The 17,815-nt window shown below is 64.6% G+C and carries 16 protein-coding genes; 6 read left to right on the forward strand and 10 right to left on the reverse strand.

Features of this window, described 5'->3' with window-relative positions:
- Positions 1-288: 288 nt before the first annotated feature.
- Genes U5N23_RS16045 through U5N23_RS16055 form a run of 3 tightly spaced genes read right to left on the reverse strand, consistent with a single transcriptional unit; the run spans position 289 to position 2,798 of the window.
- Positions 289-603, reverse strand: a complete 315-nt coding sequence (locus U5N23_RS16045) for a putative quinol monooxygenase (RefSeq protein WP_322593778.1) — start codon at positions 601-603, stop codon at positions 289-291.
- Positions 603-1,622, reverse strand: coding sequence for a zinc-binding alcohol dehydrogenase family protein (locus tag U5N23_RS16050; protein WP_322593779.1), 1,020 nt, complete (start codon positions 1,620-1,622; stop codon positions 603-605). The genes U5N23_RS16045 and U5N23_RS16050 overlap by 1 nt, the downstream gene beginning before the upstream one ends.
- 51 nt (positions 1,623-1,673) lie before the next feature.
- Positions 1,674-2,798, reverse strand: coding sequence for an alkene reductase (locus tag U5N23_RS16055; protein ID WP_322593780.1), 1,125 nt, complete (start codon positions 2,796-2,798; stop codon positions 1,674-1,676).
- Between the two features lie 156 nt (positions 2,799-2,954).
- Between U5N23_RS16055 and U5N23_RS16060 the strand changes: the two genes are divergently transcribed.
- A complete protein-coding gene (locus U5N23_RS16060) occupies positions 2,955-3,872 on the forward strand; it encodes a LysR family transcriptional regulator (protein WP_322593781.1) in 918 nt (305 codons plus the stop codon).
- An 18-nt stretch (positions 3,873-3,890) separates the two neighbouring features.
- On the opposite strand, the gene U5N23_RS16065 is transcribed toward U5N23_RS16060, so the two are convergent.
- On the reverse strand, positions 3,891-5,312 hold the full coding sequence (locus tag U5N23_RS16065) for a PLP-dependent aminotransferase family protein (RefSeq protein WP_322593782.1): 1,422 nt from the start codon (positions 5,310-5,312) through the stop codon (positions 3,891-3,893).
- Positions 5,313-5,481: 169 nt separating this feature from the next.
- On the opposite strand from U5N23_RS16065, the gene U5N23_RS16070 reads away from it, so the two are divergent.
- Positions 5,482-5,607, forward strand: coding sequence for a hypothetical protein (locus tag U5N23_RS16070; RefSeq protein ID WP_322593894.1), 126 nt, complete (start codon positions 5,482-5,484; stop codon positions 5,605-5,607).
- 38 nt (positions 5,608-5,645) lie between these two features.
- Here U5N23_RS16070 and U5N23_RS16075 read toward each other — a convergent pair whose 3' ends face one another.
- The 4 genes from U5N23_RS16075 to U5N23_RS16090 all read right to left on the reverse strand — a co-directional run bounded on the left by U5N23_RS16075 (position 5,646) and on the right by U5N23_RS16090 (position 10,924).
- Positions 5,646-7,898 carry an EAL domain-containing protein gene (locus U5N23_RS16075; RefSeq protein WP_322593783.1) on the reverse strand — a complete coding sequence of 751 codons (2,253 nt, stop codon included), beginning with the start codon at positions 7,896-7,898 and terminating at the stop codon, positions 5,646-5,648.
- Positions 7,895-10,144: an ATP-binding protein gene (locus U5N23_RS16080; RefSeq protein ID WP_322593784.1), complete on the reverse strand. Its 2,250-nt coding sequence runs from the start codon at positions 10,142-10,144 to the stop codon at positions 7,895-7,897. The genes U5N23_RS16075 and U5N23_RS16080 overlap by 4 nt, the downstream gene beginning before the upstream one ends.
- 327 nt (positions 10,145-10,471) lie before the next feature.
- Positions 10,472-10,702, reverse strand: coding sequence for a hypothetical protein (locus U5N23_RS16085; RefSeq protein WP_322593785.1), 231 nt, complete (start codon positions 10,700-10,702; stop codon positions 10,472-10,474).
- 18 nt (positions 10,703-10,720) lie between these two features.
- Positions 10,721-10,924: a hypothetical protein gene (locus U5N23_RS16090; RefSeq protein ID WP_322593786.1), complete on the reverse strand. Its 204-nt coding sequence runs from the start codon at positions 10,922-10,924 to the stop codon at positions 10,721-10,723.
- A gap of 103 nt (positions 10,925-11,027) precedes the next feature.
- On the opposite strand from U5N23_RS16090, the gene U5N23_RS16095 reads away from it, so the two are divergent.
- The 3 genes from U5N23_RS16095 (at position 11,028) to U5N23_RS16105 (ending at position 14,858) form a co-directional block, all read left to right on the forward strand.
- Positions 11,028-11,993, forward strand: coding sequence for a DUF6910 family protein (locus U5N23_RS16095; RefSeq protein ID WP_322593787.1), 966 nt, complete (start codon positions 11,028-11,030; stop codon positions 11,991-11,993).
- Between the two features lie 14 nt (positions 11,994-12,007).
- Positions 12,008-12,736: a phytanoyl-CoA dioxygenase family protein gene (locus U5N23_RS16100; protein ID WP_322593788.1), complete on the forward strand. Its 729-nt coding sequence runs from the start codon at positions 12,008-12,010 to the stop codon at positions 12,734-12,736.
- Positions 12,737-12,875: 139 nt separating this feature from the next.
- The gene (locus tag U5N23_RS16105; RefSeq protein ID WP_322593789.1) at positions 12,876-14,858 is read left to right on the forward strand and encodes an NACHT domain-containing protein; all 1,983 of its coding nucleotides are present in this window, start codon (positions 12,876-12,878) and stop codon (positions 14,856-14,858) included.
- A 74-nt stretch (positions 14,859-14,932) separates the two neighbouring features.
- On the opposite strand, the gene U5N23_RS16110 is transcribed toward U5N23_RS16105, so the two are convergent.
- The gene (locus U5N23_RS16110; protein ID WP_322593888.1) at positions 14,933-15,772 is read right to left on the reverse strand and encodes a LysR family transcriptional regulator; all 840 of its coding nucleotides are present in this window, start codon (positions 15,770-15,772) and stop codon (positions 14,933-14,935) included.
- A 126-nt stretch (positions 15,773-15,898) separates the two neighbouring features.
- Here U5N23_RS16110 and U5N23_RS16115 point away from each other — a divergent pair, with 126 nt between their 5' ends.
- Positions 15,899-16,330: a hypothetical protein gene (locus tag U5N23_RS16115; RefSeq protein ID WP_322593790.1), complete on the forward strand. Its 432-nt coding sequence runs from the start codon at positions 15,899-15,901 to the stop codon at positions 16,328-16,330.
- Between the two features lie 54 nt (positions 16,331-16,384).
- On the opposite strand, the gene gor is transcribed toward U5N23_RS16115, so the two are convergent.
- Positions 16,385-17,779, reverse strand: a complete 1,395-nt coding sequence (gene gor, locus U5N23_RS16120) for a glutathione-disulfide reductase (RefSeq protein ID WP_322593791.1) — start codon at positions 17,777-17,779, stop codon at positions 16,385-16,387.
- Between the last annotated feature and the right edge of the window lie 36 nt (positions 17,780-17,815).

The raw sequence follows: 17,815 nt of genomic DNA on the forward strand, positions 1-17,815 counted from the left end.
GGCCAGGGCTGCGGTCTTCTTCGTAGGGGTTGGGGCTTTCCCAGGCGTCTTGGCCGGGGCTTTCACTTTTGAAGGTAGAGACTTCACCGCTGATGCCTTGCGGGCAGGCGGCTTCGTCTCTGGCTTGCTGGTGGCCATGGTGTTCACTCCCTGTGAATGGCAGGTCAGCCACCCCTATGGGTGATTGCCTGCCTATAAAAAGAGTGCGAAGGGTACCAGTCCTTTGTGAAGTAGAGAACCTGCTGCACAAATCCCGGTGGCCATGGCGGCAGCGAATGCGGCCTGGGTTCAGGCCACCGCAGTCAGATAGATCAGTTGCAGTGGCCGATCGAGCAGCTCGTCGAAGCGCTTCGCAAACGCCCGGAAGTACGGCATGGCGATGTGTGCATCCAGCGCCGCCCGGTCGGTGAACGACTCGCGCATGTAGAAAGTACCCGGTGCATCGGCCTGCTCGAACAGGGTGTAATCGAGGCAGCCGGGCTCCTGGCGGGTCAGCGGCACCATGGCCTTCAGGGCTGCGCGCAGTTGGTCGTGCTGATCCGCCTTGGCGTGCAGAACGGCCAGGCTGACCAGGGGTGGGGTTGGCTGTTGCTGCGCCATCATCACGCCCACCCTTCCAGCACCACCTTGCCACGCGCCTTGCCCGATTCGAGCAGGGCATGCGCCTTCTTCAGGTTGTCGGCATTGATGCTGCCAAAGCGCTCGGCCAGCGTGGTGCGCAGCAGGCCGGCGTCGACCAGGGCGGCCACCTCGTTGAGCAGGTGGTGCTGGCCGACCATGTCGGCGGTGCCGAACAGCGAGCGGGTGAACATCAGCTCCCAGTGGATGGAGACGGACTTGCGCTTGAAGGGCATCACGTCGAGCGCCTTAGGGTCGTCGATCAGGCCGAACTTGCCTTGCGGTGCGATGGCTTCGAGGATCTGCGCCAGGTGCTCATCGGTCTGGGTCAGGCTCACGATGTAGTCCACGGTGGGGAAGCCGATGGCCTTAAGCTCCTGGGCCAGCGGCTTGCTGTGGTCGATCACATGGTGGGCGCCCAGCTCTTTCACCCAGGCCTGGGTTTCGGGGCGCGATGCGGTGCCGATCACCGTGAGGCTGGTGAGCCGCGAGGCCAGCTGCGTCATGATGGAACCGACCCCGCCCGATGCGCCGATGATCAAGAGCGTCTTGCCTTCTGGCTTCTTGCCGGGGGCAATGCCCAGCCTGTCGAACAGCATCTCCCACGCGGTGATGGCCGTGAGGGGCAATGCAGCGGCCTGGGCGAAGTCGAGCGTCTTGGGCGCATGGCCCACGATGCGCTCGTCCACCAGGTGCAGCTCGGCGTTGGTGCCAGGGCGGGCGATGGAGCCGGCGTACCACACGCGGTCGCCGGGTTGGAACAGGGTGACGTCGGGGCCCACGGCCTTCACGATGCCGCTGGCGTCCCAGCCCAGCACCTTGTAGGGCTGGCCATCGGCCGGAGCGCCGCTGTTGCGCACTTTGGTGTCCACCGGGTTCACGGAGATGGCCTTGACCTCCACCAGCAGGTCGTGGCCCGTGACCACGGGTTCGGGCAGGGTGATGTCGAGCAGCGACTCGGCGTTGCTGATGGGCTGGGGCTTCTGGTATCCAACGGCTTTCATGGGAAGGGTCCTTTCAAGAGAGGGTCAACAACAAGAATCGGTATCCGGGGCTCAGGCGACTGCCTCGGCAGCAGCCTCGTACGGCGCATAGTCGCTGTAGCCCTGCGCACTACCGCCGAACAGCGCCTTGGCGTCGAACGCGGCCAGCGGCAGGCCATCGCGCAAGCGCCGGGGCAGATCGGGGTTGGCGATGAAAGGCCGGCCAAAGGCCACCAGGTCGGCAAAGCCATCGCTCAGCACCTGGCTGGCGCGTGCAGCGTCGTAGCCGCCGGCCACGATCACCCGGCCCTGGTAGGCCTGGCGCAGCGCGATGCGGAAGGCATCGGGGATCTGCGGCGCATCGGCCCAGTCGGCCTCCACCAGGTGCAGGTAGGCCAGGCCCATGGCGTCAAGCTGGCGCGCCAGGTGCAGTATGGTGGGGATGATCTCGGGGCAGTCCATGCCGCGCTGGGTGATGAAGGGCGCCAGCCGCATGCCGGTGCGCTCGGCACCGGCCTCGCTGGCCACGGCGGCGGCCACCTCCAGCGCAAAGCGCGTGCGCCCTTCCAGCGTGGCGCCGGTGTAGGCGTCGGTGCGCTGGTTCGAGGTGGTGCGCAGGAACTGGTCGATCAGGTAGCCATTGGCGCCATGGATTTCCACGCCGTCGAAACCGGCGCGCATGGCATTGGCGGCGGCGCGGCGGAAGTCGCCGACCACGTCCGCGATGTCCTGCTCGCTCAGCGCGCGCGGCACCGGGCTGTCGACCATGCGGCCCACGCCATCGGCGCCCGCCACCCACACCTGGGCCTGGGGCGCAATGGCCGAGGGTGCCACCGGCAGTCCGTCGGCATGGAAGCTGGCGTGCGACATGCGGCCCACATGCCACAGCTGCAGCACCATGCGCCCGCCCTCAGCATGCACCGCATCGGTCACGCGGCGCCAGCCGTCCACCTGCGCATCGCTGTAGATGCCGGGGGTGAAGCTGTAGCCCTGGCCCTGCGGCGAGATCTGCGTGGCCTCGCTCACGATGAGGCCGGCGCTGGCGCGCTGGGCGTAGTACTGCGCCATCAGCGCATTGGGCACATCGCCCGGCTGGCTGCTGCGGGCGCGCGTCATGGGCGCCATCACGATGCGGCTGGGCAGGGCCAGCGGGCCCAGTTGCAGGGGGCGGAACAGAGGGGACGCGGTGGCGGTCATAAGCTTGGACTCCGGTGACTGATGAGGGTGGGCGGCGACAGTGCCGTTGACATGCCGCAATGGTCCGCCTTTGCGCCCGATTGAAAAACCCCTACCCCATTGAAGCCACTTTCAATAAAATATTGAAGATCAAGCCATTGCCCTGCCCCTTCACCCATGAAAGCCCTGCAAGACCTCGACATCTTCGTGCGCACCGTGGACAACGGCAGCCTCTCGGCCACCGCCCGCGCGCTGGACCTCACGCCCGCCGCCACCAGCGCGGCCCTCAAGCGCCTGGAGGCCGAGCTGGGCGTGCAGCTCTTCGTGCGCTCCACACGCAGCCTGCGGCTCACGCAGCAGGGCGAGCAGTTCCTGGAGCAGTGCCGCCCGGCGCTGGCCGCGCTGCAGCAGGCCGGCCAGCAACTGGCGGCCGGCGAGCAGGCGCTGCGCGGGGTGCTGCAGCTGTCGGCCCCGTCGGACCTGGGGCGCAATGAGCTGCTACCCTGGCTGCACGCGTTCCAGGAGCAGCACCCGCAGGTGGACATACGCCTGCAGCTGTCGGACCGCGTGGCCAATGTCTACAGCGACCCGGTGGACGCCGCCTTTCGCTATGGCAAGCCGCCGGACTCGGGCCTGGTCGCCCTGCCCCTGGCGCCCGGCGTGCGCCGCGTGCTGTGCGCATCGCCCGCCTACATCGAGCGGCATGGCGCACCGACCACCCCGCATGAACTCACGGGGCACGACTGTCTGTGCTTCATGCTGGGCGACGAGGTGCATGACCGCTGGCGCTTCACGCCCGGTGATGGCGGCCCCGAGGTGACCGTGCGCGTGCGCAGCGTCAACGTGTCGAACGACGGCGACGCCGTGCGCCGCTGGGCCCTGCTGGGCAAGGGCATCGCGTACAAGGCGGGGCTCGATGTGGCGGCGGATCTGGCCGCGGGCCGGCTGCAGGCGCTGTGCCCGGGGTGGACCACGGAGCCCACGCCGCTGTTCCTGGTGGTGCCCAGCCGCCGCCAGCTCACGCCGCTGGTGCGGGCGCTCAGGGACTTCGTGGCGGCGCGCACGGCGGTGCTGGAGGCATCCCTGGGCCGCTGAGGACCAACACAGGCATGGCTACACGATGCCCGTGGCCCTGGCCGGGCGATGCTCTTCCTGCAGGATGGCCGAGAGCTTTTCGAGCGCCACGCGCAGTTGCTCCTGGCTCATGGCCCCGCCGAGCGATATGCGCAGGGCCTTGTGCACGGACTCGTCGGCACGGAAGGCATCGGCATCGGCAACGCCCACGCCACGCTGCTGCGCGATCTGGATCAGCCGGTACGGATCGGCCAGCGGCGACAGCTCCAGCCACAGGTGCAGGCCATGCGGGTGGCACTGCACGCCCGGGGGTAGCAAGCGGCCCGCCAGGCGTTGCCGTTGCGCCAGTTCGTGGCGCACCAGCTTGACCATGTCATGCGCCATGCCGGTCTCGATGGCATGGGTGGCCACCGCCGTCATCCACGAGGCCGGCATTAGGCTGATGGAGCGCAGGGCATCCAGCACCGGTGTGATCGCCGCCCCGTGCGGCATGGCGATGAAGGCCGTGCGCAGGCCGGGCGCCAGGCACTTGGACAGGGTGGAGATGTAGTGGACGGGCGCGCCGTGCTTGGCGCTGGACTGGCCCGACAGTGCAGCCAGCGGGGCCGGGGCATCGCCGGCGATGCGCCAGTACGGATCGTCCTCGATGATGGCCAGCCCATGCCGGCTTGCCACCGCATGCAATGCGGCGCGGCGCTCGGCCGACAGCGTGCGCGTGGTCGGGTTGTGGATGGTGGGGTTGAGGTACAGGACGCGCGCACCGCCGCGTGCGCAAGCGTCCTCCAGCGCATCGGGCGACATGCCTTCGGCGTCGGCGGCCACCGCCAGCACCGGCCGGTCCAGCGCCTGCGCCGCAGCCAGCAGGCCCGGGTAGGTCAGCCCTTCGGTGAGCACGCCGTCGCCAGGGCGTGAGCAGGTGAGCAGCAAGGCCGCCAGCGCCGACTGCGCCCCGGGGCAGACGACGATGCGCCCAGGGTCCACCGCCCCCAGCATGGGCTGCAGCCATGCCGCGGCGGCCTGCCGGTCCACCAGCGCACCGGCGCCCACGTGGTAGCCCATCAGGTCGCCGCTGGCCATGCGCTCCTGCGCGTGCGCGATACCGGCCTTCATCAGCTGGGCAAAAAAGGGGCTGTCCAGCAGCGGCGGGATGTTCATGCCCAGGTCCACCGTCATGTCCTGGCCCAAGGCCTTGCGCTTGATGTACGAACCGCCCGCCCCCTGCGCCTCCAGCAGGCCCAGCGCCCGCAGCTCAGAGTACGCGCGGGTCACGGTCGTCAGGTCCACGCCCAGTGCCGTGGCCAGTTCGCGCTGCGGCGGCAGGCGGTCGCCCGGGCGCAGCACCAGGTCGTCCACCGCCGTGGCGATCTGCCGCACGATCTGCTGGTAGCGGGCCCCGCCTTGCTCTATCAATGGGCGGATCCATGCCCGGTTGGGGTTCTTGAGCTTGCGGGCTGCCTCCATCTTGTATGGCTCCTTTGAATTTTCTACGCAGACAAGCTTGGCACAAATCCATACAATAACAACATGCATGGATTTTTCCAACCGTTGCCCGGATTATTTCTCCAGCAGCGTTTCGAGGCTGCGCCTCTCACGGTGGACCGTGCCACACCATAGCCAGGAAATACTCAAAATGGATTGGGTCCCCGTCGTCTTCATCACCTTCAAGGTTCTCGTGTTCGGCACGGGCATGTTCTTCGCCATCAAGTGGCATTACGACCAGGGCAAGAAGGAAAAGGACAAAGACAGGGAGAAATAACGCGACCTGCGGACGAGGGTTCCCGGACTTGCGGCCCCTCAGCCGGGCGGGCCGGCCAGCGGGCCGAAGACGCTGGCCGATAGGTCGCGTGCGGACATCCAGCGCAGCACGTCCCTTGCGGGCATGGGGGCCGCGATGTGAAAGCCCTGCAGCAGATCGCAACCTTGCTCGCGCAGCACCTGCATCTGGGCCTGCGTTTGAACCCCCTCGGCCACCACCTCCATGCGCAGCCCGTGCGCAAGCTGGATGATGGCCTGCACCACGTGGCGCGCCTGCTCGCTGCTGGCCAGGTCGGTGACGAAGCTGCGGTCGATCTTGAGCTGCTGGGCGGGAATGTGGCGCAGGTGCGCCAGTGACGAGTAGCCGGTGCCGAAGTCGTCGATGGACAGCCGCACCCCCAGCGCCGCGATGCGTTCGAGCGTGGCGCGCTCCTGCACGGAGTGCTCCATCATGGTCGATTCGGTGATCTCACACACCAGTTGAGAGGGGCGTACCCGGTGCGCCGCCAGGGCCTGGCCGATACGGTCCACCAGATCGGGCTGGCGCAACTGGAAAGGCGACAGGTTGATGGACATGCGGCAATGCAGGCCCTGCCCTCGCCACTGCGCGAGCTGGGCACAGGCCGTGTCGATCACCCAGTTGCCGATGGCGCCGATGAGGCCATAGCGCTCCGCCAGTGGAATGAAAAGCTCAGGGCTCACCTGCCCGAATTTGCGGTGCTTCCAGCGCAGCAGGGCTTCCATGCCGCGCACCCGCCCCGACACGCAATCCACCTCGGGCTGGTAGTGCAGCGCCAGCTCTCCGCGCTCCAGCGATTCGCGCAGCGCCTGCCGCATCAGGACTTCTTCGGCCCCATCCTCGGACATGGATTGTTCGTACAGCACGCAGCAACTGCCGCCGGCACGCTTGGCCTCGTACATCGCCGCGTCGGCGCAGGCCAGCAGGCGGTCGCCCGAGGGCTCCTGCGCGGGGTGCAGCACCACGCCGATGGAGCACGACAGCGAGACCCGGTGGCGGCCCACCGAATACGGGCGCCGCAGCACCTCGATGATGCGGCCGCCCACGCGCATGGCATCCTCGCCTGCCGTGGGCGATTCGATCAGCGCCACGAACTCGTCACCGCCGAGCCGCGCCAGCAGCTCGGCACCCCGCACCACCGACTGCAGGCGCCGCGCCACCTCCTTGAGCACGCCGTCGCCCGCGGCGTGGCCGAAGCTGTCGTTGATGGGCTTGAAGCCATCGAGGTCGATGAACATCACGCCCAGCTCACGGGGCGCCACCGCCCCCACGCCCGCAGCCTCGCCCTGCGCGGCAATGCGCTGCACCAGCTGGTCCAGGTGCTCGTGGCACATGGCGCGGTTGGGCAGGCCGGTGAGCGGGTCCTCGAAGGCCTGGCGCTGCAGCTGGTCGTTGGCCCGGCGCAGGTCGGCATTGGCCTGACGCAGGGAGTCGGCCAGGTCGGAGATGCGGCGCTCGGCCTCCTTGCGCGCGGTGACGTCGCGCGACAGGGCAATGAAGGTGGGGGCCCCCTGCCCCTCCTGCCCGTCGTCTGCCGGCTTGCGCGCCACCGACAGCTCGAACCAGCGCTCTCCGCCAGGCAGGTGCAGGCGGTAGGTGCGCGGGCTGGCATGCCCCAGGGTGCGCGCCTCGGCGGCGGCGGCCAGGGCCAGTTCACGCAGCTTGGGCGAGAGGGCCTCGCCGACCGTGCGGCCCACCAGTGCGCGGTGCTGCGTGGCCAGTTCTTCGGTGGCGGGCGCATTGCACTGGACGAAGCGGCCCTGGGCATCGAGTTCGAACAGCAGGTCGGGCAGCGCATCGAGGATGGCCGCATTGCGCGCCTGCGCGCGCTGCAGGTCGCGCTGGATGCCGAAGTTCTTGAGCAGGTGCCGTAGCCGGTGGCCCAGGATGGGCCAGTTCACGGGCTTGGAGATGAAGTCCGTCGCGCCCGCGGCGTAGGCGTTCTCGACGGACGCCACATCGTCATTGCCCGTGACCAGCACGATGGGCACGAACGGGCCGGCTTCCTGGCGCAGAATGCCGCACAGCTCGTAGCCGTTGAGGCCCGGCATCTCCACGTCCAGCAGCACCAGCGAGCAGGATGCCTCGCGGAAAGCGATCAGCGCCGAGGCCCCGTCCTCGGCCAGCACGGGCTCGAAGCCGAGCTTGCGCACGGCGGCCCGCAGCATGGCGCGCATGCCAGGGTCGTCGTCGGCGATCAGCACGCGGATGGCGGCCGCCGGGGCCATGTCAGGCGCTTGCCCGTCGAGCAGGGCCAGGGCCTCCTTGCTCATGGGTGCGCCTCCAGCACGGCCTGCAGGCCGGCCACGGTGCGGCGGTGGGCATCGTGCAGGTGCGCCAGCCCCTGGCGCACCGCTGGCGCATCGCCCGCGAGCGCACGGCGTTCGACACTGCGCAGGCCTTCGGCCATCTCCAGCGCGCCGGCATGGGCGGCCGAGGACTTGAGGCCGTGGGCCATGCGCGCGATGTCGGCGTGCCGGCCATCGGCCAGGGCCTGCTCCATGTCGGCCAGGCCCTTGGCGGCGGTACCGAGGAAGCCCGTTACCACCTCGCGCAGCAGCCCGGTGCCGCCCTGCTCGTCCAGGTACAGCAGGGTCTCGACCGCGCGCGCGTCGATGGCCGCCGCGTGGTCACCGGCCAGCACCCCGGGATCCTGGGGCCCATCCACAGGCGGGGCACGTTGGGCCTGCAGCCAGGGCGCAAGGGCCGCGGCCAGGGTATCGATGCCATAGGGCTTGGCGATGAAGCCGTCCATCCCGCTGGCGCGGCAGCGGGCGGCATCGTCGGCACCGGCATTGGCCGTGAGCGCAATGATGGGCAGGCTGGCCCCGCGGCCATCGGGCAGGCCGCGTATCGCCCGCGTGGCGGCATAGCCATCCACCACGGGCATCTGGCAGTCCATGAGCACGGCATCGAAGTCGTGCGCGCGCACCTGCTCGATGGCTTGCGCGCCGTCGTGCGCCTCGCGCCAGGCCAGGCCCAGCTTGCGCAGCATGCCCGCCGCCACGGCGCGGTTGACCGGGTGGTCCTCCACCAGCAGCACCGTGCCCTGCAGCCGGGGCACATCGTCCACAGCCGCCCCGGCAGCACCTTCCTCACGGTGGTCGGTACGGGCTGGCACCGGGCCGGCCATGGGCAGCTCCAGTTGCACCGTGAAACGCGATCCGGCGCCCGGCTGGCTGTGCACCGCGATGTCGCCGCCCATGGCCTGCGCCAGGTCGCGGCAGATCGCCAGCCCCAGGCCCGTGCCGCCAAAACGGCGCGTGGTCGATCCGTCGGCCTGGGCAAAGCGCTCGAAGATACGCTGCTGCGCCTCGGCCGGTATGCCGATGCCCGAGTCCTGCACCACGATGTCCACCTGGGCGCGCCCGGCCACCGGCGCTGGCGCCACCCACACCTGCACACCCACCCGGCCCTGTTCCGTGAACTTGATCGCGTTGCCGATGAGGTTGGCGACGATCTGGCGCAGGCGCAGCGGGTCGCCCACCAGTTGGCATTCGGGCATCTGCCACTTCACCTGGGCCTGCAGGTCCAGGCCCTTGGCCAGCGCGGGCTGCACGAACATGGCCTGCGCCTCGCCGATCTCGCGCCGCAGGTCGAAGTCGGCCTGCTCCAGCCGCAATTGCCCGGCCTCGATCTTCGACACATCCAGCACATCGTCGATCAGCGCCAGCAGGTGCCGGCCCGAGGCCTGCACCGCGCCGGCCCACCCGCGCTGCTCGCGGCTCAGGCCGCTGCCCAGCAGCAGCTCGTTCATGCCCAGCACGCCATTGAGCGGCGTGCGTATCTCGTGGCTCATGGTGGCCAGGAACTCGCTCTTGACCAGCGCCATTTGCTCGGCCGCCAGGCGCGCGCGCTCCAGCGCCCACTGGGCCGCATAGTCCTTGCGCACGATGAACTCGCGCCACCAGCCCACTCCCACCGCCAGCAGAAACAGCGTGAGCACGTGGTAGGACCAGTACGCCGCCTCGCCCGCCGACTGGCCGGGGTGCCACCACAACGTGGCGCAGAAGGCCACGAGGATGGACAGGCCCGCCATCAGCGCCCAGCGGAACTGCAGGCCCAGCACAATGAAGCAGTAGAACTCCAGGAAGGTGAAGTTGAGGATGCCGACCCAGGAGTTCAGCCCCTCGCCGCCCGCCGCATCGATGCGCAGCAGGATCCAGAACAGGCACAGCGACAGCGCGACGATGAAGCCCGCCAGCACGGGCTGCCAGTGCCGGCGCACCTGCGGCAGGAAGGTGTACGCCAGGCCCACCAGCAAAATGGGCACAGCCACCTGCAGCCTGAGCGCGTTGACCGCCACCGCAGGGTAGGCGATCCAGTCCACCAGGAAATCGCCCAGCACCAGCAGCAGGCCCAACACCAGCGCGCCCTGTGCATAGCGGTGGTAGAACGACAGGTAGTGCTCGCCAAACGCCTGCTCGAACTGCGCCGGCTCGAAGCGCAGCAACACCCGCAGGCGCAGGGTGGGCGCAGCGTCCTCGGGGGTGCGGGGGGGCCCGCTGGCGGTGCCCATGGCGGGAATTGAATCGGTGGAAACGGGCGGTTTGGGGATATCCTATAACGAACTGTTACTTTTGCGCAGGGGAGATTGGTGATGGCCCTGCGGGCCAGTCGGCGGCCAAGCCGCCGGTGACTGGAGCATCAGAGGCTTGCTCCTGCAGAAGGCGGTGCGCGGCTGCCGCATTGGACGGCGTACCCAGCAGGCACCGCAGCAAGGCCTGCACAGACACGCACCCTTGCCACATGGACAGACCGGGTGGCCGCCTGTTCGGAGCCCCGAAAGAAGTGCCGGAGCCGCCCGCAGTTTGCGCCGCTCGGTTTGGCCGCTCAGTTGGGCCGCTCAGTTGGGCCGCTTCATGATCACCTGGCGCAGCTCTTCGTACTCGCTGCGCGTCACCGCCTGGGCGTCGTAGGCCCGCACCAGGTCGTCGAGCTCGCGGCCCTTGGAGAACTTGACGCCCTCCTGCACGGTCACGCGCGAGGTGCTGCTGCTCACGCAGCCGGCCAGCGATGCCAGGCATGCGCAGACGAGGGTGATGGTGGCAATCCGATGGTTGTTGTGCTTGTTCATGGCGCTGTTCTCACTCACTTACTTCACGCTGTCGATCAGCCGGCGGCGCTGGCTGTCGTACTCGCTGCGGCTCAGGGCGCCGTTGTTGAAGGCACTCTTCAGGTCGATCAGCTGCTGGCCGATGGTTGCCTCGACCGGCGCGCGCACCACCTCGGTCGAACTGCATGCCGGCAGGGCCAGCACGGCCGCCACTGCCAGGAACGCCATGGTTGGGAATTTCATGCACCCTCCTCCTTTGATTTCAGAGGCTGAATCCTAGCCCACTTGCGGCAGGCAGACGGCATGGAAGTGGCTTTGGCGCGCCCTCTTCTTTTCGTCCGCGCACTTGCCTTTCATCTATGCTCCCATCGCCATGCACCTCACGCCCACGCACCTGCAGGACCTGCTGCTCGACCCCGCCACCCACCCGCGCGGCCAGCCGCACCTGAGCGCGGCCAGCGGGCTGGTGCGGGCCGGCGCATGGCTCTACCTGGTGGCCGACGATGAGCACCACCTGGGCCTGCTGCCTGCCGGCGCAGCCGTGCTGCAGCACTTGCCACAGGCACCACTGGTGCAGTTGCACCGCATCCTGCCAGGCGACCTGCCAGCCGAGCCGAAGGCCCGCAAAAAGCACAAGCCCGACCTGGAAGCACTGGCCCTGCTGCCCGCGTCGCCCGCACATCCGAGCGGCGCGCTGCTGGCGCTCGGGTCCGGGTCCAAGCCCAATCGGCAGCGGGGCGTTGTCATCGCGCTCGATGCCACGGGGCGCCCCGATGGCGCTGCGCAGGTGCTGGACCTGTCTGCGCTCTACGCGCCCCTGCGCGCGGAGTTTGCGGACCTGAACATCGAAGGCGCATTCATCGCGAATGACTGCCTGCACCTGCTGCAGCGCGGCAACAAGGGCGATGCGCGCAATGCCTGCATCAGCTACCCACTGGCCCCATTGCTGGCCTGGCTGGCCGGCACGCGTGCAGCGCCACCGGCACCGCTGCGCACCACCTTGTTCGACCTGGGCATGGTGGATGGTGTGCCCCTTGGCTTCACCGATGGCGCGGCGCTGGCCGGCGGTGCTGGCGGATGGATCTTCAGCGCCGTGGCCGAGAACACGGACGACAGCTATGCGGACGGTGAATGCGTGGCATCGGCCATCGGGTGGGTGGGTGCGGATGGGGGGCTGCTGCGCATGGCTGCCCTGGAGGGGACGCCCAAGGTCGAAGGGATTGCGCTGGATGGCGAGAAGCGGCTGTTGATGGTTACGGATGCGGATGATCCGGAGCGTGCGTCGCGGTTGTGGGTGGTCGCACTGGATTGACGGATGACCAAGCCATGCCCCCTGACAATTCAGACAGCGCCCCGCTGACCAAGTCACAGCAAAACACCTTCCGCAGCGAAGGCGTGCTCCACCTGCCTGACTTCATCCCCAGGCCACGGCTCAAGGCCGTAAAGGACAGCATCCTTGCCGAACTCATGCGCCTCAGGATCTGGAGCGGCAGCAAAAGCCTGGGCAGCGCCCTCGACCGCCTGCCCGCCTTCCAGCAGATCGCCCGCCTGTCATCGCAAGTGAAAGTGCCTAACCTGCACGATGCCCTGTGCACGCCCGAGGTGCAGGCCGCCGTCGCCGCACTGGCGGGCGCGCAACCCGTCACCGCACAGGGCGAACAGTTGCTGCTCTCACTGCCGCGCCAGGGCACATGGTCGCTGGCCCAGTTGAACTGGCATGTGGACGTGGCGCCCAAGCCCGACCCTGATGAGGTACCGGGCATCCAGGCGTTCTACGTGATCGATGATGTGGTACCGCAGGGCGGCGCCACCCTGGCGCTGGCGCGCTCGCATCGATTGGCGCCACAGGTCAACGGCGCGCTGCGCAACGCGCTGAAAAGCAGCGGTACAGACCTTGCGCCGGCCCTGGCCGCGTCGGGCACGGCACTGGCCGAGATGTCTGGCAAAGCCGGCGATGTGTTCCTGATGGACATGCGCACACTGCACTCGCCTTCGGTCAATGCGTCGAAGCACATCCGCATGATGGCGACCACGCGCTATCGGATATCGCGCTAAAAATTTTCATTGATTCTAATCGAAATGCAATTTAGTGCTAGGTAGTTTTTCATCCGCAAGATATAAGCACCTCTTGGCATGCTTGATAGAACACCTAGCGCACCTACCAAACCCATCAAACTACCTACCAAAGAGAAAAATGGAACCTCTTTTTACTGGAATTGCGGCCATAGCCCCTGCGGCCGTAGAGGCCATTGCACCTAAAATTATAGAAATATGCTCCGACAAATTTAGAGACTGGAGTCAGGATATAAAAATAAAATTCGGCGAATCATTCAAAACGTCGGTAAGACAAGCCTATGAAAAGCATATGTTTTTCTCATCCGTTGTTTTTCCCAATCGACAACTCAAGTTATACAACTACTATCTTCCACTGACCTTGGAATCGCACAATAGTAAGGGGGACGTTGAAAGCAACACCCTTATAAATCGCTATCCGAGTCATCTGATGGATAAAAAAAAGGACATTTTAGTAGTTGACTCTGCCGGAATGGGGAAGTCAACGATTTTAAAATTTATCTTCCTCCAGGCAATAGAGAGTGGCGCTGGCATTCCTGTTTTTCTTGAACTACGAAAGCTCGACGGGGGTGAAAACGCAATTTTTAGAGCAATACTCGATCAACTCCGATTTGATTTTGATGAAATACAAGAAGGATTGCTGTCAAAATTAATTGAAACCGGTAATTTCATTTTTTTCCTGGACGGGTATGATGAAATATCCGAGGACGTTCGAGCAGAAGTCACATCATCCATTATAGAATTCAAACAGAGAGCAAATAAAAACAAATTTATCATCAGCTCAAGAGACATGCCAGGAGTTAATGCTTTTACCGACTTTTTTAGATACAACATACAACCGCTCAGCCACGACGAAGCATACCTCCTGATTGAAAAATATGGTGAAAATGAAGCCATTAGCAAAGGCCTCATAGAAAAATTAAAGGATGAAGCCAGCGAGCCGATACGAGAGTTCTTAAAAAATCCATTACTTGTTTCATTGCTATATAAGGCCTACGAGTACAAGAAAAATGTTCCACTAAGAAAACACGTATTTTACAGACAAGTATTTGAAGCACTTTTCGAGAACCACGACCTTAGCAAAGAGTCAGGAGAGTTGAATAGAAAAAAGAAAACCGGACTTGACATTCATTTATTTGAGCTTGTTATGCGAGTAGTGGGCGTAAAAACCTTCCAACAGTCAAAAATAGAATACTCCAAAGATCAACTGCTAATATTACTCGAATCGTGTAAAGGCCTAGTTCATCCTATTGAATTCAATCCTCAGTTTTTGCTGGAAGATTTGACTATCGCGGTCCCTCTCTTCACGCTCGACGGCGTAAATATACGATGGCAGCACAAATCACTACAAGAATACTTCGCAGCACTTTATGTGTCTTCTCGCGGCATAGATTTTCACAAACAAACGCTGACAGGAATGTTTAACAACATTAAGGCAGCCTCATATTTAAATTTTTTTAGTCTATTCATTGACATTGATCCTCGCAGCGGTCGAAACATCCTCACCCTACTATTAGTCAATGAGTTACTACGCATTTATGAAGAACAACCGATTTACGATGGAATTCCCGAAATTTTAGCAAGGCATAGGCGTTCATTAAATTCTTCTATGATGCACGTTATAATCAACAGCGAAGAAGACGTAAAAGCATGGAAACATCCTGATAAAGTCACCCCTATAGCGATGGAAAAGGCATCAGCCAAATTAAATGCTTTTGAAAACTTCAAAAGCTCCAGAGGATATTATGTATCAAATTTTCCCGGTTGTTTTTCAAGCATTTCCGCCCGAGGAGTTTTTCTTTCAACAATGGCAAAATTTTGCTTAGGCAATGATTTCAACAAATACACCTTAAAATTGCCCAATTGTGAAGTTTCAACAAACGCCTTCCTTGGACTACCACCATACTTCATCGTTGACAGCAGGCCTGAGAACCCAGCAAATGAGATGAAATATTTTGCATCAGTCAATCAAGCAATTTACAACAATGCAACAGGCGACAATGCAGGTTATTTTCTTGATTTTGAAAAACTAAAAGCTCTCAAAGAAGAAATAATTTCAGAAATTCGAGATTTTTCAATATTGAGCGATGATATTATATTTTAACAATAATTTTCAATGCGCAACTCGACACCATGCAGCCTTTCCCCCAACAATAAATAAAAAGTCAGACCTATCTCTCAAACCGCCATTAATACCGACCCCAACACCCCCACAGCCTCCCTCCCCCGCCCACCCCGCACCCGCGAATGCAACACCACCGGCAGCCGCGGCAACGCCGGCAGCCCCAGCCGCGCCCCCACATCCACCGCCCCCAGCGGCAGCATGCGCGGCGCCAGTGCCGCCACGCCCAGGCCGGCGATGACAGCCGCAGACACAGCCGCCACCCCGCCCCCCACAAACGCCTCGCGCCAGGCAACGCCGGCCTCGTCGAGCAACCGGCTGGCCATCACCCGCACGCCGCAGGGTTCGGCCAGGGTCACGATGGGGAGTGGCTCGCCCGCGCGGTGCTGCCATGTGGGCGCAGCGAACCGCCCAAAGGGCTCTTCGGCCAGCACCTCGCCGTCGTTGTGGTCGGCGTGAAAGCGCACGATCGCCACGTCGAGTTCGCGCCGGTCATACGCCTGGAGCAGGTCGCCCGATGAGCCGATGCGGATCTCGATCACGAGGCCCGGGTCCTGCGCGTTCATGCGCGCGATGAGGGCGGGCAGATCGGGCCCCGCCACATGGTCGCTGATGCCGATGGCAATGCGCTCGCGGTCGCGCTGCTCGGCAAAGTTGGCCAGGGTGCGCTGGTGCACGGCGAGCAGTTCGCGTGCGGGGGCCAGAAACGCCGCGCCGCGTGCCGACAGCTCCACATGGCGCGGCGTGCGCTCGATGAGACGGCAGCCGAGGCGGTCTTCCAGGCGCTTGAGTTTGAGGCTCATTGCGGCCTGGGTGGTCTGCATGGCGTCTGCCGCGCGGGTAAAGCGGCCCAACTCGGCAATGCGGACGAAGGCTTCGACAGCGTCGAGGTCCAGCGGGCGCTGTTGTTGCTAGGTCGGCGGCGGTGGGTGCTGAGAGGGCTTTATCATGTGCAATCGCTGTATCTGCTGGCAGACCATCCCCAGCAACCCAAACGCCGCACAGCGCGAGGAGACCCCACAATGACCATCCCCTGCCAACAAGGCAAGCGTTCTGTCCTGTGCCTTGCACTGCTCTTCCTTGCATGCCCGCAGGCTCAGGCTGCACCGAACAAGGCCGACGGATGGGCGTTTGCAATCTACATGCAAAGCATTGGTGCGCAGATGCTGGCGCGCACCTGCGAGCGCGCCGATCCGGGCTACATGGCGCGCTTCGCTCCGCTGCACATGGCTTGGTCGCAGCAAAATGCTGCTCAAATTGCGCGCGGCGAGCAGGTCTATTTTGACAACCTGCAGTCTGCCCCTGCGCCGCGCGACGAGTCAAAGATTGCGAAGATCGAAGCCGCCCGCAAGGCACTGGCTTCGCCCGCACCAGCAGATTCCACGCCGATCGCCATGACTGATCAGTTGCGCTCGATGTGCGCAGACAATCTCGACACGGTCAGGGGGCGCTGATCGCGCTGCCGGCGGCAGTGCCGGGTGGCGCGGCCAGTGCAGTTGCATTGGCCATCAAACCCGCTCGCCGTTTTTGACACGGTAGCTCGGCTGGTACATGGTCACCAGCTCTTCCGAGGCCGTGGGGTGTACGGCCATGGTGCGGTCGAAATCGTCCTTGGTGACGCCGGCCTTGAGCGAGATGCCCAAGAGTTGCACCATCTCGCCTGCGTCGTGGCCGAGGATGTGGGCGCCCAGCACCTTGCGGCTGGCGGCATCGACGACGAGCTTCATGATCGTCTTTTCCGCGCGGCCCGACAGCGTGGCCTTCATCGGGCGGAACTCGGCGCGGTAGACCTCGATCTCGGCGTACCGCTTGGCGGCATCTTCTTCCGACAGGCCCACGGTGCCGATCTCGGGCTGCGAGAACACGGCGGTGGCGATCAGGTCGTGGTCGGGCGTGGTGGGCTTGCCCCGGTATTCGGTGTCGATGAAGCACATGGCCTCGTGGATCGCCACCGGGGTGAGCTGCACGCGGTTGGTCACGTCGCCCAGCGCCCAGATGCTGGGCACATTGGTGCGCGAGTACGCGTCGACGATGATGGCGCCGCGTTCGTCCATGGCCACGCCGGCCGCCTCCAGCCCCAGGCCGCGGGTGTTGGGGTCGCGGCCCAGTGCCAGCATGATGGTGTCGACGGCGATGGTCTCGCCGTTCTTCGTGGTGGCGATGAGGCCGCCGCCGGCGCCCTCCACCTGGGCCACGTTCTCGATGACATCGGTGAGCAGGATGCGGATGCCCTTGTCCACCATGGCCTTGTGCAGGCCCTGGCGCATGTCGTGGTCAAAGCGCGAGAGGATTTCCTTGCCGCGGTAGATCAGCGTGACCTGAACGCCCAGGCCGTGGAAGATGTTGGCGAACTCGACGGCGATGTAGCCGCCGCCGGCGATCAGGATGGAGCGCGGCAGTTGGGGCAGGTCGAACGCCTCGTTGGACGAGATGCACAGCTCGTGCCCCGGCAGCGCGGCATGCGGGTTGGGCGCGCCGCCGGTGGCGATGATGATCCTCTCGGCGGTAACGGTCTTGCCGGTTGCCACGATGCGCACGGTGTGGGCGTCGACCAGCTCGGCGCGGCTGTCGATGATCTCGGCGCCGTTGGTGTCCAGGCCACGGCGGTACAGGCCTTCGAGCCGGGCGATCTCCTTGTCCTTGGCGGCGATGAGCGCCTTCCAGTCGAAAGTCGGCGTGCCCACCTGCCAGCCATAGCCCGCAGCATCCTCGAAGTGCTCGTGGAACTGCGAGGCGTAGACGAACAGCTTCTTGGGCACACAGCCGCGGATGACGCAGGTGCCGCCAAAGCGGTACTCCTCGGCCACGGCCACCCGCTTGCCGAGCGAGGCGGCCACACGGCCGGCCCGCACGCCGCCGGAGCCCCCGCCGATCACGAACAAATCATAGTCATACGCGCCCATGGCATCTTTTCCTTGTCATTGTGTTCTGCAGCCCGG

The organism is Acidovorax sp. (genome assembly GCF_034519795.1).
Taxonomy (GTDB): Bacteria; Pseudomonadota; Gammaproteobacteria; order Burkholderiales; family Burkholderiaceae_C; genus Acidovorax.

Bases quoted from the DNA above. Each gene is read 5' to 3' on its own strand.
- U5N23_RS16115 (WP_322593790.1), top strand. From the start codon at position 15,899: ATGACCATCCCCTGCCAACAAGGCAAGCGTTCTGTCCTGTGCCTTGCA.
- U5N23_RS16060 (WP_322593781.1), top strand. From the start codon at position 2,955: ATGAAAGCCCTGCAAGACCTCGACATCTTCGTGCGCACCGTGGACAAC.
- U5N23_RS16075 (WP_322593783.1), bottom strand. From the start codon at position 7,898: ATGAGCAAGGAGGCCCTGGCCCTGCTCGACGGGCAAGCGCCTGACATG.
- U5N23_RS16050 (WP_322593779.1), bottom strand. From the start codon at position 1,622: ATGAAAGCCGTTGGATACCAGAAGCCCCAGCCCATCAGCAACGCCGAG.
- U5N23_RS16085 (WP_322593785.1), bottom strand. From the start codon at position 10,702: ATGAACAAGCACAACAACCATCGGATTGCCACCATCACCCTCGTCTGC.
- U5N23_RS16105 (WP_322593789.1), top strand. From the start codon at position 12,876: ATGGAACCTCTTTTTACTGGAATTGCGGCCATAGCCCCTGCGGCCGTA.
- U5N23_RS16100 (WP_322593788.1), top strand. From the start codon at position 12,008: ATGCCCCCTGACAATTCAGACAGCGCCCCGCTGACCAAGTCACAGCAA.
- U5N23_RS16055 (WP_322593780.1), bottom strand. From the start codon at position 2,798: ATGACCGCCACCGCGTCCCCTCTGTTCCGCCCCCTGCAACTGGGCCCG.
- U5N23_RS16070 (WP_322593894.1), top strand. From the start codon at position 5,482: ATGGATTGGGTCCCCGTCGTCTTCATCACCTTCAAGGTTCTCGTGTTC.
- U5N23_RS16090 (WP_322593786.1), bottom strand. From the start codon at position 10,924: ATGAAATTCCCAACCATGGCGTTCCTGGCAGTGGCGGCCGTGCTGGCC.
- U5N23_RS16080 (WP_322593784.1), bottom strand. From the start codon at position 10,144: ATGGGCACCGCCAGCGGGCCCCCCCGCACCCCCGAGGACGCTGCGCCC.
- gor (WP_322593791.1), bottom strand. From the start codon at position 17,779: ATGGGCGCGTATGACTATGATTTGTTCGTGATCGGCGGGGGCTCCGGC.
- U5N23_RS16045 (WP_322593778.1), bottom strand. From the start codon at position 603: ATGATGGCGCAGCAACAGCCAACCCCACCCCTGGTCAGCCTGGCCGTT.
- U5N23_RS16065 (WP_322593782.1), bottom strand. From the start codon at position 5,312: ATGGAGGCAGCCCGCAAGCTCAAGAACCCCAACCGGGCATGGATCCGC.